18 protein-coding genes are annotated in these 15,455 nt (G+C 67.5%); 3 read left to right on the plus strand and 15 right to left on the minus strand.

The window, feature by feature from the left end; all coding sequences use genetic code 11:
* Nucleotides 1–28: 28 nt before the first annotated feature.
* Nucleotides 29–253, minus strand: coding sequence for a DUF3046 domain-containing protein (locus ACYQ1Z_RS17500; RefSeq protein WP_009358653.1), 225 nt, complete (start codon nucleotides 251–253; stop codon nucleotides 29–31).
* A 41-nt stretch (nucleotides 254–294) separates the two neighbouring features.
* On the opposite strand from ACYQ1Z_RS17500, the gene ACYQ1Z_RS17505 reads away from it, so the two are divergent.
* The gene (locus ACYQ1Z_RS17505) at nucleotides 295–879 is read left to right on the plus strand and encodes a MarR family winged helix-turn-helix transcriptional regulator (RefSeq protein WP_459793817.1); all 585 of its coding nucleotides are present in this window, start codon (nucleotides 295–297) and stop codon (nucleotides 877–879) included.
* Between the two features lie 100 nt (nucleotides 880–979).
* Here ACYQ1Z_RS17505 and ACYQ1Z_RS17510 read toward each other — a convergent pair whose 3' ends face one another.
* The 7 genes from ACYQ1Z_RS17510 to ACYQ1Z_RS17540 all read right to left on the minus strand — a co-directional run bounded on the left by ACYQ1Z_RS17510 (nucleotide 980) and on the right by ACYQ1Z_RS17540 (nucleotide 8,777).
* Complete coding sequence (locus ACYQ1Z_RS17510; protein ID WP_459793818.1) at nucleotides 980–1,420, minus strand: helix-turn-helix domain-containing protein; 441 nt, start codon at nucleotides 1,418–1,420, stop codon at nucleotides 980–982.
* A 182-nt stretch (nucleotides 1,421–1,602) separates the two neighbouring features.
* Nucleotides 1,603–2,082: a CinA family protein gene (locus tag ACYQ1Z_RS17515; protein ID WP_459793819.1), complete on the minus strand. Its 480-nt coding sequence runs from the start codon at nucleotides 2,080–2,082 to the stop codon at nucleotides 1,603–1,605.
* Nucleotides 2,079–2,723, minus strand: a complete 645-nt coding sequence (pgsA, locus tag ACYQ1Z_RS17520; protein WP_459793820.1) for a CDP-diacylglycerol--glycerol-3-phosphate 3-phosphatidyltransferase — start codon at nucleotides 2,721–2,723, stop codon at nucleotides 2,079–2,081. Before pgsA ends, ACYQ1Z_RS17515 begins: the two co-directional genes overlap by 4 nt.
* Nucleotides 2,724–2,746: 23 nt before the next feature.
* On the minus strand, nucleotides 2,747–5,635 hold the full coding sequence (locus tag ACYQ1Z_RS17525; protein WP_459793821.1) for an FtsK/SpoIIIE family DNA translocase: 2,889 nt from the start codon (nucleotides 5,633–5,635) through the stop codon (nucleotides 2,747–2,749).
* Nucleotides 5,636–5,769: 134 nt separating this feature from the next.
* Complete coding sequence (locus tag ACYQ1Z_RS17530; protein WP_459793822.1) at nucleotides 5,770–7,461, minus strand: ribonuclease J; 1,692 nt, start codon at nucleotides 7,459–7,461, stop codon at nucleotides 5,770–5,772.
* 41 nt (nucleotides 7,462–7,502) lie between these two features.
* Nucleotides 7,503–8,411 carry a 4-hydroxy-tetrahydrodipicolinate synthase gene (dapA, locus tag ACYQ1Z_RS17535; RefSeq protein ID WP_459793823.1) on the minus strand — a complete coding sequence of 303 codons (909 nt, stop codon included), beginning with the start codon at nucleotides 8,409–8,411 and terminating at the stop codon, nucleotides 7,503–7,505.
* Between the two features lie 111 nt (nucleotides 8,412–8,522).
* On the minus strand, nucleotides 8,523–8,777 hold the full coding sequence (locus ACYQ1Z_RS17540) for a hypothetical protein (RefSeq protein WP_459793824.1): 255 nt from the start codon (nucleotides 8,775–8,777) through the stop codon (nucleotides 8,523–8,525).
* Nucleotides 8,778–8,787: 10 nt separating this feature from the next.
* Between ACYQ1Z_RS17540 and ACYQ1Z_RS17545 the strand changes: the two genes are divergently transcribed.
* Both ACYQ1Z_RS17545 and ACYQ1Z_RS17550 read left to right on the plus strand, forming a co-directional pair.
* The gene (locus tag ACYQ1Z_RS17545; protein WP_459793825.1) at nucleotides 8,788–8,928 is read left to right on the plus strand and encodes a hypothetical protein; all 141 of its coding nucleotides are present in this window, start codon (nucleotides 8,788–8,790) and stop codon (nucleotides 8,926–8,928) included.
* A 166-nt stretch (nucleotides 8,929–9,094) separates the two neighbouring features.
* Nucleotides 9,095–10,330 (plus strand): heparan-alpha-glucosaminide N-acetyltransferase domain-containing protein, encoded by a 1,236-nt coding sequence (locus ACYQ1Z_RS17550; RefSeq protein WP_459793826.1) that lies wholly within the window; start codon nucleotides 9,095–9,097, stop codon nucleotides 10,328–10,330.
* A gap of 36 nt (nucleotides 10,331–10,366) precedes the next feature.
* Here the strand turns inward: ACYQ1Z_RS17550 and ACYQ1Z_RS17555 are convergent, their stop codons facing one another.
* The 7 genes from ACYQ1Z_RS17555 to ACYQ1Z_RS17585 all read right to left on the minus strand — a co-directional run.
* The gene (locus ACYQ1Z_RS17555) at nucleotides 10,367–10,846 is read right to left on the minus strand and encodes a hypothetical protein (RefSeq protein ID WP_459793827.1); all 480 of its coding nucleotides are present in this window, start codon (nucleotides 10,844–10,846) and stop codon (nucleotides 10,367–10,369) included.
* A 3-nt stretch (nucleotides 10,847–10,849) separates the two neighbouring features.
* Entirely contained in the window at nucleotides 10,850–11,620 is a 771-nt protein-coding gene (dapB, locus tag ACYQ1Z_RS17560; protein ID WP_459793828.1) for a 4-hydroxy-tetrahydrodipicolinate reductase, read from the minus strand.
* A gap of 90 nt (nucleotides 11,621–11,710) precedes the next feature.
* Nucleotides 11,711–12,181, minus strand: coding sequence for a molybdenum cofactor biosynthesis protein MoaE (locus ACYQ1Z_RS17565; protein WP_459793829.1), 471 nt, complete (start codon nucleotides 12,179–12,181; stop codon nucleotides 11,711–11,713).
* Nucleotides 12,171–12,698 (minus strand): MogA/MoaB family molybdenum cofactor biosynthesis protein, encoded by a 528-nt coding sequence (locus tag ACYQ1Z_RS17570; RefSeq protein WP_459793830.1) that lies wholly within the window; start codon nucleotides 12,696–12,698, stop codon nucleotides 12,171–12,173. The genes ACYQ1Z_RS17565 and ACYQ1Z_RS17570 overlap by 11 nt, the downstream gene beginning before the upstream one ends.
* The gene (gene moaC / locus ACYQ1Z_RS17575) at nucleotides 12,695–13,189 is read right to left on the minus strand and encodes a cyclic pyranopterin monophosphate synthase MoaC (protein WP_459793831.1); all 495 of its coding nucleotides are present in this window, start codon (nucleotides 13,187–13,189) and stop codon (nucleotides 12,695–12,697) included. The genes ACYQ1Z_RS17570 and moaC overlap by 4 nt, the downstream gene beginning before the upstream one ends.
* Nucleotides 13,177–14,412, minus strand: coding sequence for a molybdopterin molybdotransferase MoeA (locus ACYQ1Z_RS17580; protein WP_459793832.1), 1,236 nt, complete (start codon nucleotides 14,410–14,412; stop codon nucleotides 13,177–13,179). The genes moaC and ACYQ1Z_RS17580 overlap by 13 nt, the downstream gene beginning before the upstream one ends.
* A 23-nt stretch (nucleotides 14,413–14,435) precedes the next feature.
* A partial coding sequence (locus tag ACYQ1Z_RS17585; protein ID WP_459793833.1) for a molybdopterin-dependent oxidoreductase occupies nucleotides 14,436–15,455 on the minus strand: 1,020 nt, incomplete at its 5' end.

Consider the following 15,455-nt stretch of genomic DNA (forward strand, 5'->3'; position numbering starts at 1 on the left):
AAATCCTGAGGCCGGGAGGGACAGTTGCCTAGTCGCGGAGCGGTTTGATGTCGCGGCCGAGCCGTCGTTCGGCGGGGACGTCCTGCACGTCACAGACAGCCAGCCACACTTTGCGTGGTTCGATCCCGGCAGCCAGTGCCTGGTCCGCCGTCCGGCCGCCAACACCGGCCAGGACCAGGGTGCTGCTCAGGACCCGGGAGTAGCCCGCACCAAATTCGTCGTCCATGAGCCGCCAGTAGTCGCTAAGTCGCACCACAAGATTCTCTCACGGCTGTGGCACCTAGAATTGTTGCCATGAGCAACTCCCCCGACGCACCGCCGGCCCCCACCCATGGGCACAACACCCAGGGGCACGGCACCGATGGGCGCAGCACCGGCGGGTCCGGCGCCGACGATTCCGGCGTTGATGCCGCGCTGACGAATGTCGAACACCAGATCAGCCTGTTCTGGCGCCGGGCGCGCGCAATCTCGAACCAGCTTTCCCGGCAGGTGCACCCGGACATGGAGCCTGCCGCCTACGGCTTGCTGACCGTCATCCGGCGGGAGGGTCCCATCCGCCTGACAGACCTTGCGATGAACATCGGCGTGGGCAAGCCGTCGGTGAGCCGGCAGATCGCGTTCCTCGAGAGCATCGGCCTGGTGTCGAAGGAAGCAGATCCGCTTGACGGCCGGGCCCAGTCCATCCGGCTGACGCCCAGGGGCGAGGAAAAGATGCACCAGGTGCAGGACGCGCGGCGGCAGGTGTTCCGGGAGCGCCTTGGCGAATGGCCGCTGCACGACCTGGAGGAGTTGGCGCGCTACATGGCAAAACTGAACTCCACCTACGAGGGGGACGGGTTCCCCAAGGACGCGCCCTCCCCTGCCGGCCAGGACGACTGACGGCGGACAGCGCCCTGCCGTACACGGCGAAGCCCCCGGCCCGTGGATGACCACAGGCCGGGGGCTTCGTACGTCGGGTCCCCCGCGGGCGGGGATGTGGTTAGCGGGCGCCGGAGAGGAGACCGGTGGACAGTTCGCCGTCCAGCTCGGTTTCCAGGTCGCGTCCGTAACGCTGGGAGAATTCCTGCGGCACGGTGTCCGGAACAGACACGCCTTCGGCGACGGCAACACGGTCGCTGACTTCGCGGAGCATGCTGGACAACGGGACGTCCAGGGCTGAGCAGATCGACGACAGCAGTTCGGACGATGCTTCCTTCTGGCCGCGTTCAACTTCGCTGAGGTAGCCCAGGGAGACACGGGCACTGTGCGAAACTTCACGGAGCGTACGCCCCTGACGCTGGCGGACATCGCGCAGGACATCACCGATTTCGTGACGAAGTACAACCATCTTGCGCTCCTTCTGTTCGCTCTTAGCCTGATCGGCGAGGCCCACATCCTTCCAGCGGACAACGCCGTTTACGGATACGGGCTGCTTTACCATCTGTATCGCCTTGCTCCCTCATTGGTCAGGTCCGCCCTGGGGCGAACCGTCGTGGTGTTTTCATCCTAGGCGCCTCCGCTCTTCGGAAGCGACACAATGTAATAACTAATCGGTACCGGCTTTTGTTCCCAACAACTTTACGGCCGGTAACTTATGCCGGCCCGGGACAGCCGGGGGGGCGCTCAGGCGGACAGCGCTTCGAGCAGCCTCTCGAGGGCCGCACCGCAGGCCAGGCCGCGGATTTCCGCCCGGTTGCCGTCAAAGCCATACTCGAAGGCCGTCGTACCGGCGGCAGTGGCGACGCCAATGAAGACGGTACCCACAGGTTTGCCGTCGTGCCCCTCTGGTCCCGCAACGCCCGTGGTCGACAGCCCAATGTCCGCCCCCATGATGGTCCGGGCCCCGGCGGCCATGGCGCAGGCGACGCCGTCGTCCACCGAACCTGCCCGGGCGAGGAGCTCTCCGGGGACGTTGAGCACATTTTCCTTGACGAAGTTCTGGTACGCCACAACGCCGCCCTGCAGCATGCCCGATGCGCCCGGCGTGTCTGCCAGGACTGCGGAGACCATCCCGGCTGTCAGGGATTCCGCGGTGGCCACGGTGCGCCCCGTTTCAAGCGCCTGCCGCACGGCCTGCGCCGCGAGGTGGTGGAGGTTCGTCATGGCTGCTCCTGCCCGTGGTTGGTCCGTGCCTGCCGGCGGCCCTGCCCCCGGAGCCGCAGGGCTTCGACGACGTACTCGACGCCGGTCCACACGGTGATGATGACGGCCGCCAGCATCACCGCGAACGCGACCCAGCCAAGCCAGGAGGCGAAGGCGGCCAGCGGCAGCAGGTAGAGGAAAATCGCTGCGGTCTGCACCACGGTCTTGAGCTTCCCGCCCCGGGAGGCGGGGATGACGCCGTACCGGATGACGAAGAATCTCAGCCCGGTGATGCCCCACTCGCGCACCAGGATCACCAGGGTCATCCACCATGGCAGTTCGCCCAGGAGGGACAGCATGACGAGGGCCGAACCGGTGAGGAGCTTGTCGGCGATGGGGTCGGCGATCTTGCCGAAGTCCGTGATGAGGTTCCGGCTCCTGGCGATGTCGCCGTCGAGCTTGTCCGTGTAGATGGCGACCGCGAACGCAAGCACCGCCGCCCAGCGCCACGGTCCGGACTCGCTGCGGAGGCCTGGGGCGTCGGCAAGAAGGAACCAGACGAAAAACGGCACCAGCGCGATGCGGATCATGGTCAGGACGTTGGGAAGGTTCCAGACGCCTGCACGGCCGGAGCCGGAGGCAGTCGCGTCAGTGCTAGTCACTTTTCTAGGCTACATTCCCCGGGCTAGCGCCCGGTCAGGGACCAGGCGTCTTCGGAGCCGTCGTCGTCATCGCCGTAACCGCCGGGGGCGGTGTCCGAGCCGTCGTAATATTCGACGTTCTGCTTCCTCTTGTCCAGGTCGGCGGCGACGAGGTCTTCCGCGTAGCCGCCCTGGGCGATGTTGGCGTTGGCGTTGTCGCTGAGCGCAGCGGTTTGCGAGTCCGGCGCTGCCGGCGCCTCCTGGCCCTTCATGGCGGCCAGGACAGCGGCGAGGTCGTCCGGTTTCACGAGCACGTCGCGTGCCTTGGAACCCTCGGACGGGCCCACCACTCCCCGGGACTCCAGGAGGTCCATGAGCCGGCCGGCTTTCGCGAAGCCGACCCGGAGCTTGCGCTGCAGCATGGACGTGGACCCGAACTGGGTGGTGACCACCAGTTCGGTGGCCTGCAGCAGGACTTCGAGGTCGTCCCCGATGTCGTCGTCGATCTGCTTCTTTTCCGCCTCGGGGGCAACGTCGTCGCGGTACACGGCCTGCAGCTGTGTCTTGACGTGCTCCACCACTTTGTGGATCTCGGACTCGGACACCCAGGCGCCCTGGACACGCATGGCTTTCGAGGCGCCCATCGGCAGGAAGAGGGCGTCACCCTGGCCGATGAGCTTTTCGGCGCCGGGCTGGTCCAGGACCACGCGGGAGTCCGTGACGGATGAGGTGGCGAAAGCCATGCGGGACGGCACGTTGGCCTTGATCAGGCCGGTGACCACGTCCACGGACGGTCGCTGGGTGGCCAGGACCAGGTGGATGCCGGCGGCACGGGCGAGCTGGGTGATGCGGACAATCGAGTCTTCCACGTCGCGCGGCGCCACCATCATGAGGTCGGCAAGCTCGTCCACGATCACCAGCAGGTACGGGTACGGCCGGATAACCCGCTTGGAATCCGGCGGCGGCTGGACCTTGCCGGCGCGCACCGCCTTGTTGAAGTCGTCGATGTGCTTGAAGCCGTAGTTGGCGAGGTCGTCATAGCGGGCGTCCATCTCGCGGACCACCCACTGCAGGGCCTCCGCGGCCTTCTTGGGGTTGGTGATGATCGGCGTGATGAGATGCGGGACGCCTTCGTAGGCAGTCAGTTCCACGCGCTTGGGGTCCACCATCACCATCCGGACCTCGTCCGGGGTGGCCCGCATGAGGATGGACGTGATCATCGAGTTCACGAAGGATGACTTACCGGCACCGGTGGCGCCGGCCACCAGCAAGTGGGGCATCTTGGCGAGATTGGCGACCACGTAGCCGCCCTCCACGTCCTTGCCCACGCCCATCACCATGGGGTGGTCGGTTCGCCGGGCGTTCTGGCTGCGCAGCACATCGCCCAGGGAGACGGTCTCGCGGTCCGTATTGGGGATCTCGATGCCGATGGCGGATTTGCCCGGGATGGGGCTAAGGATGCGCACATCGCTAGAGGCGACGGCGTAGGAGATGTTCTTGGACAGCGCCGTGACGCGTTCCACCTTGGTTCCCGGCGCCAGTTCAATCTCGTACCGGGTGACGGTGGGACCGCGGCTGAAGCCCGTCACGGTGGCATCGACGTTGAACTGCTGGAGGGTGTCCGTCAGGGCGGCGACGACGGCGTCGTTGGCTTCCGTGCGTTCCTTCGGCACCGAGCCGGGCGTGAGGAAGTCCGACGCCGGCAGCGTGTAGGTCACGTCCCCCGCCAGGGACAGTTGCTCCGTGCGCTGCGGAATGGGGACGGGCGGGGGTGCCGGCGCCACGGGGGTGGAGGGGACCGTGGGCGGGGCGGCCGGTTTCCCGGCGGGAGGGGCCATGCCGGGGGTGACCAGGGGAATGGCCTCGGTGGCGTTCTCCCCTGCCGGGGCGCCGGCGCCCAGGCCCTGGGCGGCCTTGATTTTTTCGACGGCGATCTCGGCCTGGGTGGGGCGGCGGACGCCGGGCGCGGGGCCGGTCGTGGTGCCGCGCGGCTGCGGATCCTCGTCGTCGATGACGGCGTGCTCGAAGGCTTCGTCGCCCACATAGCCTTCCAGGCCGGCGTCGGACTTTTCCTCGTCCTTGCCGAACAGCTTCCGTTTCTTCTTTTTGGGCGCTGCCGAAGCCGTGCGTTCCAAGTAGCTGCGGTCGTGCGTGTCCTTGGGCTCGTCCATCAGGTCGACGCCCATGAGGTGCTCGTAAGCGCTGCGCAGCCGACGCGGGATGGCGGTAAACGGCGTGGCGGTGATGATCAGCAGGGACACGAAGGCCAGCAGTCCATACAGGACCAGGGGGACGGCTGCGTGGATGGCGGCCAACGGGGTGGCAGCCAGGAAGCCCAGCATGCCGCCCGCCTGGCGCAGCCCGTCAAACCCCTGGGCCACAGTCGGCTGGCCGCCGAGGACGTGGGCGAGGCCGCAGCCGGCGAATGTCATGATCAGGAAACCGATGCCCACCCGGTTGTTGCCGCGGCCGTCGGAGGGCCGGCGGAACAGCCGGAAGGCGCAGACGAACAGCATCAGCGGGAGCAGCAGGGACATCCAGCCGAATGTTCCGTTGACCACGGCGTACACGGCGTCCGGGAACCAGCCGGTGAGGCCCCACCAGGCGAAGGTGGCGATAAAGATGCCCAGTGCCATGTTGAACAGGGCAGCGCCGTCGCGACGTTCGTCGGCGGGCAGGTCGCTGACATCGTGGCCGATTCGGCGGACTCCCCCGCCGACCAGATGGCCCAGTCCCAGCCAGGCGCCGCCTACTACCCGCAGCAGCCATGGCTGGTGGTGTTCGACGGCGGGAAGCTGCCGGGTGCGGGCCGCGCTGGAAGAGCCGCCACGGCCCGTTTTGGGTGCCCCCGAGCCGCTGCCGCGCCCTGTGGAACTGCCGGATTTACTGCCGCTGGCTGTTCCGCTGCGCGCGGAGGTAGTACGTGTGGCCATAGTAGCCACGCTACCCGAACAGGACTTGCAACCCGGGGATTTCGGACCTCCGGCCTGTTCCTGCGCGAAGGGCCCGGTTCAGATGAACCGGGCCCTTCGCAGGCGGCTGTGCGGCCAGGATGACAGGCGGGACGTCAGGCTTCGAGCACCACCGGGATGATCATCGGGCGCCGGCGCAGTTTGCGGTTCACCCAGGTGCCCACCACGCGGCGGACCACCTGCTGCAGCTGGTGCGTGGTGTGGTCGGCATGGTTGAGGACGGCTTCCTCGAGCGCCGCATTGATCTTCGGGATGATGTCGTCGAACACCGAGTCATCTTCAGCCACGCCGCGGGCGTGGATTTCGGGTCCGGAGACCACCTTGCCGGTGGCGCGGTGGATCACGGTGATGATGGAAATGAAGCCCTCATCGCCCAGGATGCGGCGGTCCTTGAGGTCGGCGTCGGTGATTTCGCCAACGCTGGAGCCGTCCACGTAGACGAAGCCCACCTCCACCTGGCCCACGACGTCGGCCCGGTTGTCCTTCAGGTCCACCACCGTGCCGTTGTCGGCGAGGATGACGCTGGCTTCGGGAACACCGGACTCGATGGCGATCTTTCCGTTGGCAATCAGGTGCCGGGTTTCGCCGTGCACCGGCATGGCATTGAGCGGCTCCAGGATGTTGTAGCAGTACAGCAGTTCACCGGCGGCGGCATGCCCGGAGACGTGCACCTTGGCGTTGCCCTTGTGGATCACGTCCGCGCCCAGCTTGAGGAGGCCGTTGATGATGCGGAACACGGCGTTTTCGTTGCCGGGAATGAGGCTGGAGGCAAGGATGACGGTGTCGCCGTCGCCCACCACCACCCGGTGGTCGCCATTGGCCATCCTGGACAGGGCTGCCATGGGCTCGCCCTGGGATCCGGTGGACATGAGCACCACCCGGTTGTCCGGGAGGTTGTCGATGTTCTTGATGTCGACGATCAGGCCGGCGGGAACGTCAAGGTAGCCGAGTTTTTCGGCGATGGCCATGTTGCGGACCATGGACCGGCCCACGAACGCCACTTTGCGGTTGTGCTTTGCGGCCGCGTCAAGGACCTGCTGGACCCGGTGGACGTGCGAGGAGAAGGACGCAACGATGATCCGCTTGGTGGCCTGGGCGAACAGCCGCTCCAAGGTGGGACCGATTTCCTTTTCGGCAGTGGTAAATCCGGGGATGTCGGCGTTGGTGGAGTCGGACATAAAGAGGTCCACGCCTTCTTCGCCAAGCTTGGCAAAGTGGCGGAGGTCCGTGATGCGTCCATCCAGGGGGAGCTGGTCCATCTTGAAGTCGCCGGTGTGCAGGACGGTGCCGCCGGCAGTGCGGATGAACACCGCCAGGGCGTCCGGAATGGAGTGGTTGACGGCGACGAATTCGCACTCGAAGGGCCCGAACTTTTCCACCTGCCCTTCCTCCACCGTGAGGGTGTAGGGGCGGATGCGGTGCTCCTGCAGCTTGGCCTCGATGAGGGCAAGGGTCAGCTGCGAGCCCACCAGGGGGATGTCGCTGCGGAGCCGCAGCAGGTACGGAACGGCGCCGATGTGGTCTTCGTGTCCGTGGGTGAGGACCACGGCCACGACATCGTCCAGCCTGTCCTCAATGTAGGAGAAATCGGGCAGGATCAGGTCCACGCCGGGCTGGGTTTCCTCCGGGAAGAGGACGCCGCAGTCCACGATCAGCAGTTTGCCGTCGATTTCGAACACGGCCATGTTCCGGCCGATCTCCCCCAGGCCGCCGAGCGGAACGATCCGCAGCGTGCCCGCCTTCAGGCGGGGAGGGGTGACAAGGCCGGTGAGGGCGGTTTGGGTCATATTGCACTACTTTCCAGGCGGAAGGGTGCCGGTCGTCGTCCTCAGGAGTAGACCAGCCCTGCTTCCGCCAAATCCCCGCGGATGATTTCGATCTCGGCTTCGTCCGGCTCCACGAGGGGCAAACGGACAATCGAGTTGGGCAGGACTCCCTGCCATTTAAGAATCTGCTTGGCCGCCACGGCGCCCTGGACGCGGGTCATGGTGGCACGGACCACGGGCTGGAGCTCGAAGTTGATCTTCCGGGCGGTGCCGAGGTCGTTGGCGTTGACGGCGTCGATGAGCTCGCGGAACCGGCGGGTGGCCACGTGGGTGGTAACACCCACCAGGCCGACGGCGCCCAGGGCCATCCAGGGCAGCGTCAGTCCGTCGTCGCCTGAGTAGAACAGGAGGTCCGTTTCGGCCATGACGCGGGTTGCGGCAACGAGGTCCGCCTTGGCGTCCTTGACGGCCACGATGTTGGGGTGCTGCGCCAGGCGGATCATCGTGTCCGGCTCGATCGCAATGGAGGAGCGGCCCGGGATGTCGTAGAGCATCACGGGCACGTCGACGGCGGACGCGATGGTTTCGAAGTGGGCCCGCACGCCTGCCTGGCTGGGCTTGTTGTAGTACGGGGTCACCAGGAGCAGGCCGTCGACGCCGAGGTCTGCCGCCTGCCGGGAAAGGTGGACCGAGTGGGCGGTGTCGTTGGTTCCGGTGCCGGCGATGATGGCCGCGCGGCCGCCGACGGCTTCCTTGACGGCACGGAACATGCCGAGGTTTTCCTCGTCGGTAAGGGTGGACGTTTCGCCGGTGGTTCCCGTGACGACCAGGCCGTCGCAGCCGTCGTCCACCAGCTTGGTGGCAAGGGCGGCAGCCTGCTCATAATCGACTGCGCCGTCCTTGGTGAATGGCGTGACCATGGCGGTCAGGAGGGTACCAAGGGCAGGGATGTGCGCAGAAGAGTCAGCCATGGCAAAAACGTTACCTTGTCCCCCGCTGGTTAGGACAATGCCACGGGCGTGATGCACGTCAAATTCAGCATGAAGCCGGCCTGACACAGGCAGCGGCCACACAGGTCAACTTCAGGCGGGCGGCGTTCCGCAGTACTTTCGGACCGCAGCGTGCCTCAGTTCCTCGGCCCAGGTGGCGAGCCGCTGGGCGGCCCGTGCGTAGTGGAAGAGCTCCAGCGGGGTCAACGCGTCGATGTCGGTTTCGGCAAGGCGGCGGGCGAGTTCGGCACCCTCGGGCTGGCTGGAGAGGCTGATGCCTTCCTGTTCCCACTGGACATCCCGGGCCGGCTGGCCGGTGACCATTTGCCGGAAAAGGAAGTCAACCACTCCGGGGCTCATGGCCTTGAGAAGCCCCGTGCCGCCCGGCATGGCATTGTCCGGTCCGGTGCTGCCGGGCCTGGTGCTGCCGGACCTGGTGCTGCCTGGCCTGGCGCTGCCCGGCCTGGTGGCATCCCTGGCCTCTGGCTGCCTACCTTGAGTTGGGGGGATACCGCGTGATGGTGTAAGCATGCCGCCCATGTTATTCGAATATATATTCGAATACAAGGGTGCTGCTGCAGGCGCCGGCCCCTCGGTTTTCTTCCGCCCCCGCAGGCCTGCCTTTTGACAGGCTGGCTCATGGGCACATGTGAGACGATTCGCTCATGACCCCCCGCACTCGCGCCACGGCGTCCCGGAAGACCGGAGGCACGTCCGCGCCCGCACGGCTGTACGGAATAGACGCGGCCCGCGGGCTTGCACTGCTGGGCATGATGGCCACCCACCTGCTGCCGACGTTCGAATCCAACGCCGATCTCACACCCACCTGGATAGGAGTGACCTTCTCGGGCCGGGCGGCGGCGCTGTTTGCCGTACTGGCGGGCGTGGGCCTGGCCTTGTCCACGGGCAAGGACAGGCCGCTGGACGGCGGCGGGCTGACCGGGGCACGCCGCGGCGTTGCCCTGCGTGCCCTGGTGATAGCCGCCGTCGGACTGGCGCTGGGCGGCCTGGAAGTGAACCTGGCCATCATCCTTGTGCACTGCGCGGTGCTGTTCCTCTGCATCCTCCCGTTCCTGGGCCTGCAGCTGAAGCAGCTTTGCGCCTGGGCTGCCGGCTGGATCCTGCTGTCCCCCGTGCTGGCCTACCTGCTGCGGCCGTGGCTGCTCGCCGCCGAACCACCGCTCACGCTGGGCCACAACCCGTCTTGGGAAGACCTCGCCACGCCCGGCCGGCTGCTCGCGGACCTGTTCTTCACGGGTTACTACCCCGTAGTGCAGTGGCTGTCCTACCTGCTGGTGGGACTGGTGATAGGCCGCCTGATGCTGCACAAGGCGCTGGTTCCGGTGGTCCTGGTGGTCCTGGGCACAGCGGTGGCGGTGGCGGCAAAGGTCCTGGGCGTGACCGCCATGGAAAGCTGGGGCGGCCGCGCCGCCCTGGAGGAGGTCATCAACTCCCCCGGTTACCCACTGGACAGCGTCCTTCAGGTCAACCTGACGGGGATCCCGCAGGAGGGCTCATGGTGGTGGCTGGCATCGGCGGCCCCGCACTCCGGAACATCCTTGGACCTGCTGCATACGTCAGGCGTTGCGGCTGCCGTGATCGGTGCCTGCCTGTTGCTGGGCCGGCTGGCGGAATGGGTGGATCTGGACCTGCTGCTCCCGTTGCGTGGTGCGGGCGCCATGACGCTGACGCTGTATACGGTCCACGTGTGGGTGGTCTCCGGGTTCTACCTCAAGCCGCTGCCGGCGGGCTGGACGGAGGACGGCATGTACTTCGTCCAGGCGGCCGTGGCAATCGCCGTGGGCATCGTGTTCGTCCTGCTTAAATGGCGCGGCCCGCTGGAATGGCTTGGCCATACGGCAAGCCAGGCGGGCCGGCGCCAAGTCAGGGCCGCAGGCTAGCGGAGGACTCCTCCGCCAGCCGGAGCGCCGGCCCCGTTAAGCGGGAACGTTGGCGCGGAAAAGCTTGACGGCGTCGCGCATCGAGGCCCGGGCACGCTTGCGGTCGCCTGCGGCGTCGTAGGCGCAGCTGAGCCTGAACCAGGATCGCCAGTCCCCGGGCGCAGCCTCCGCCTCAGCTTTGTACTTTTCGAACTCGGCGTCGGCCGCTGACCGGATGATCCGGCCGGCAGGCGTGCGCGGCAGGTTGTCAACGGGGAGGCCGCCCTCCGCTTCCAGCACCTTTGCCATCTGTTCGGTCCGGGCGCCAAAGAGAAGCTCACGGATCAGTGCCCACGCGCCAATCACGGGCAGGACCAGGTAGGCGGCGCCGATGGCCTGCGCGGTCAGGTTGCTGTCCGTCAGGAGCAGGACGGAGCGCTGGAAGGAGACCACCAGGTAGAAGACCAGCAGCAGCGTTACCGCACCCACCCAGATCTTGGTGCGGTTCTTTCCCAGGGCTGCCAGGAACCCGCCCATCGCCTAGAGTCCCAGGTCCAGGTAGCCGTCCAGGCCCACGGTGAGGCCGGGGTGGGCCGCAACGTTCCTCACGCCGATCAGGACGCCGGGCATAAACGACGCCCGGTCGTAGGAGTCGTGGCGGATGGTCAACTGCTCGCCGGGACCGCCCAGGAGGACTTCCTGGTGGGCCACCAGGCCGCGAAGCCGGACGCTGTGGACGCGGACGCCGTCAACCTCGCAACCGCGCGCTCCGGCGAGTTCGCTGGTGGTGGCATCGGGGCTGGGCGGCACCTGGGCTGAGGTGCGCTCGGCCGCGATGAGCTGGGCCGTGCGGACAGCGGTGCCTGAGGGGGCGTCCACCTTGTCCGGGTGGTGCAGTTCGATGATTTCCACCGATTCGAAGTATTTGGCTGCCTTGGCTGCGAAGGCGGACGCCAGCACGGAGCCCACGGCGAAGTTGGGCGCGATCAGCACACCGGTTTCGGGGTGTCCGGCCAGCAGGTCTTCAAGCGCGGAGAGGCGTCCCGCGTCCCAGCCGGTGGTGCCCACGACGGCGTGGATCCCGTGTTCGACGGCGAAGCGGACGTTGGCCTCGGTGCTTTCCGGGACGGTGAGGTCCACGAGGATTTGGGCACCTGCGGCGGTCACATGGTCCAGCGAATCGCCCCGGCCCAAGGCGGCAACGAGCTTCATATCGGGTGCGGCTTCAACGGCTTTGACGGCTTCGGCGCCCATGCGTCCGTTGGCACCAAGCACGGCCACCAGCTTGGGTTCGGAGTGTTGTTCGGTCATGGGGTTAAGCCTACCGGTGGGCCCGCCGCCCCAAGGAACCGGGGGCTGTGCGTTACCTCCCAGGACGGCAGGCTGCAGGACGGCGGGAACTCAGCCGCCCGCGCCCACCCATTCGACGGTCCCGTCCGAGAAGAACTGTTCCTTCCAGATGGGCACCTGCTCCTTGATCCGGTCCACGAGTTCCGAGCAGACCGCGAAGGCCTGGCCCCGGTGCGCGGCGGACACGGCGCACACCAGTGCGGGGTCGCCGATTTCGAGCATGCCGATGCGGTGCGCGGCCCAGATCCGGACCGGCTTCGTGCCGCCGTCCCCCGCGTCCGCGTTGTTCTGCTCGGCAACCAGGCGCGCGACGACGTCGGCCATCACCTGGTGTGCCGTGGGGTGCGCACTGTAGCTGAGGCGGTCCACCGGCTTGCCGCCGTCGTGGTTCCGCACCACGCCGCTGAAGCTGACCACGGCGCCGGCAGTGTCGCTTTCCACCGCGGCGATCGCCTGGTCCACGGAGATGGGTTCCGCGCTGAGGACCGCGGAAACCACCTCGAATGCTGATTCAGTGCCCATGGCCGCCTTCCAGTTGGTCGCAGAGGTGTCCGATCACCGGGTCCAGGACGGTGAGCCCGTCCATGACCCCCTTGGGCGATCCGGGGAGATTAACAATGAAGGTGCTGCCGGCAGCACCGGCATAGCCGCGGCTCAGTGCGGCCAGCGGTGTCTTGGCCGCACCGGCGCGACGTATGGCCTCCATGATGCCGGGAATCTCCCGGTCCAGCAAAGGCAGTGTGACGTCCGGTGTCCGGTCATCGGGGCTGAGGCCGGTTCCGCCGCTGGTGATGACGACGGCGGGCCGCTGGGTCAGGAGCGCCCGCACCGCGGCGCCCACGGGCTCGCCGTCCGGGACCACCATGGGCGGGAAGACGTCGAAGCCGTGTTCGGTCAGCCAGTCGGTGATCACGGGGCCGGTTTCGTCGGCGTAAATTCCGGCGGCGGCGCGGGTGGAGGCGATGACCACTCCGGCTTTCCGGCCCTGCACGTCGCCGTGCCGGTGCGGTTCGGGGGCAGTGAATGCTGGCGGGGTCACAGCGCCCAGTCCCCGCTCTTGCCGCCGCTCTTGGCCAGGACTTTGATGTCGGTGATGACGGCGTGCTTGTCCACGGCTTTGATCATGTCGTAGACGCTGAGGGCAGCCACCGACGCGGCCGTGAGGGCTTCCATTTCCACACCGGTGACACCACGGGTTTTGACGGTGGCGAGGATGCTTACGGACTCTGCATCCATGTCGAAGTCAACGGTGACTTTGGACAGCGGCAGCGGATGGCACAGCGGAACCAGTTCCGGGGTCTTTTTGGCAGCCATGATCCCTGCCACGCGGGCAACGGCAAGGGCGTCGCCCTTCGGCAGGCCGCCGGACCCCAGGAGTCCCATGACCTCGGCGGTGGTGCGGATGGTGGCGGTGGCGGTGGCCTCGCGGGTGGTTTCGGCTTTGGTGGATACGTCCACCATCTGTGCACTGCCGTCCTGGCGCAGGTGCGTCAGGGCGGCGGGGGTTTGTTCTGAATTCACAACATCCATACTTCCACCTCATCCCCTGCCGCCAGCGCGTCGACGCCTTCGGGAACGTGGACGAGTGCGTTGGACCCTGCAAGGGCGTGCATCAGGTGCGAACTTTCACCGCCTTCGAGCTGGACTGTCCCATCGGGGTGGAGGTTGCCCCTGCGCACCTGGTGCTTGTGCGGGGGTGACGTGAGTGGCTGGCGCAGGCGGCCTCGGACCGGGACACGGGCGGCCGGGGCACCGAGCAGCGCGGCCAGCGCCGGACGGAGGAACATCTCGAAGGAGACCAGGCAACTGACCGGGTTTCCAGGGAAGCCGAGGAACGGGGTACCTTCAAATCTGCCGATTCCCTGCGGGCCTCCGGGCTGCATGGCCACGTGGAGGAACTCGACCGGCTGGTCGGCCATGGCCTGGCGGACCACCTCGTAGGCGCCCTGGCTTACGCCGCCCGTGGTGACGATCAGGTCTGCCCCGGCACCCCTGGTCCGCAGCAGGGTCCGCAGTTCGTCCGGGTTGTCGGTGGAGATGCCGGCCCGCAGGACCCGCAGTCCCGCCTGCGTCATGGCGGCTTCCAGGAGCGTGCCGTTGGAGTCGTAGATCTTGCCGGGCGGAAGTTCGCGTCCCGGCTCCACCACCTCATCCCCGGTGGTAACCAGCAACACCGTGACGGCCCGGTACACGGCGGCCTCGGGCATGCCGAGTGCGGCCAGCAGCCCCAGCTGGGCCGGCCCCAGGAACGTGCCGGCCGCCAGCGCCTGCTCCCCCGCACCGATGTCACTGCCGGCCGCACGGATGTAAGTGCCCGGAACCGTCGCAGGCAGCTTGACGCGTCCGTCCTGGCCGGGGGTGGGGAAACGGTCCGGGACAGCCTGTTCGATGGGTACGACGGCGTCGGCGCCCGCCGGGATCATGGCACCTGTCATGATGGGCGCCGCAGTCCCGGGCGCCAGCACGGCTGCGCCGGCCCCGGCGGGGACGGGAGCAGCGACGCCGAGGTCCGCGCCGCCGTCGGGCAGGTCGCTGCAGCGGACCGCATAGCCGTCCATCTGGGAGTTGGCGAAGGGCGGCAGGCTGAGCGGCGCCGTCACGTCGTTGACCAGGCTGCGGCCGAGGGCCCGGGACAGGGGAAGGACCTCCGTCCGGGAGGCGTCCCCCAAGGGATGAAGGAGGTCGGTGACGGCCGCGCGGTGCTCGGCGATGGACCGGGCATGGCCGTGGCCGTGCTGGTGCGTGCTGGTCATGGATGTGCCTTCGGTTTCGGCCGTCAGGAAGTCACGTCCACTCTAACCGTGTGGAAGCCGGTGGCCCCGTCCGGCGCCGCCGGGCGCTGTTGCTCGTCCTGGACGGTACCGCGCAGGTCTGTGGCCCGGACCTGGACCTCGTACTGGCCGGGGCTGAGCTGGACGCCGCACTTCCACTGGTACCAGGTGTCCACGGATATGCCCCGGGCGAGGTCCGCTTTCTGCCATGGCCCGCGGTTGATGCGCAGTTCGACTGACCGGATGCCGGTGTGCTGGGCCCACGCGACCCCGCCGAACGTGACGGTGCCGGCCTGCACGGACCGTCCGCGGCGGGGCACGTCGATCCGCGACGAGATCTTGATGGGTCCCCGCTCGGACCAGCCGCGGGGCGTCCAGTAGGCGGTGTCGTCAGCGAACCTGGTGACTTTGAGTTCGGTGACCCACTTGGTCGCCGAGACGTACCCGTACAGTCCGGGCACCACCAGCCGGGCCGGAAAGCCGTGTTCCAGGGGCAGGGGCTCGCCGTTCATGCCGATGGCCAGCAGCGCATCCCTGCCGTCCGTCAGGACATCCAGCGGCGTTCCTGCTGTCCAGCCGTCGGCGCTGCGGGAGAGCACCATGTCGGCCCCGGGTTGTGGTCCTGCCTCGGCCAGGAGCTCCCTGACGGGCCAGCCCAGCCAGCGGGCATTGCCGATCAGGTCGCCGCCCACATTGTTCGATACACAGGCAATGGTGATGTGGCGTTCGGTCAGGGGTTTCGCCAGGAGTGCGGCAAAATTTAGTTCGATTTCCCGCTCCACCATGCCCGTGACCTTGAGGACCCAGGTCTCCGGGTTGACGGCGGGCACGGTGAGCGCGGTGTCGATACGGTAGAAATCGGGGTTGGGCGTAACAAGGGGCTGCATTCCTCCAACCCCTGCCTCCGCTCCGGCCGGTATGGCAGCCGCAGCCGACGCGGGCGCGGGAAGCTTGAGCCGGTCGCGGGCGTCGTTGACGCCCGCCGTGGTGCCGCGCCACACCGCCGCCAGCGCGCCGCCCGCCGC

Source organism: Arthrobacter sp. AD-310, assembly GCF_054656615.1.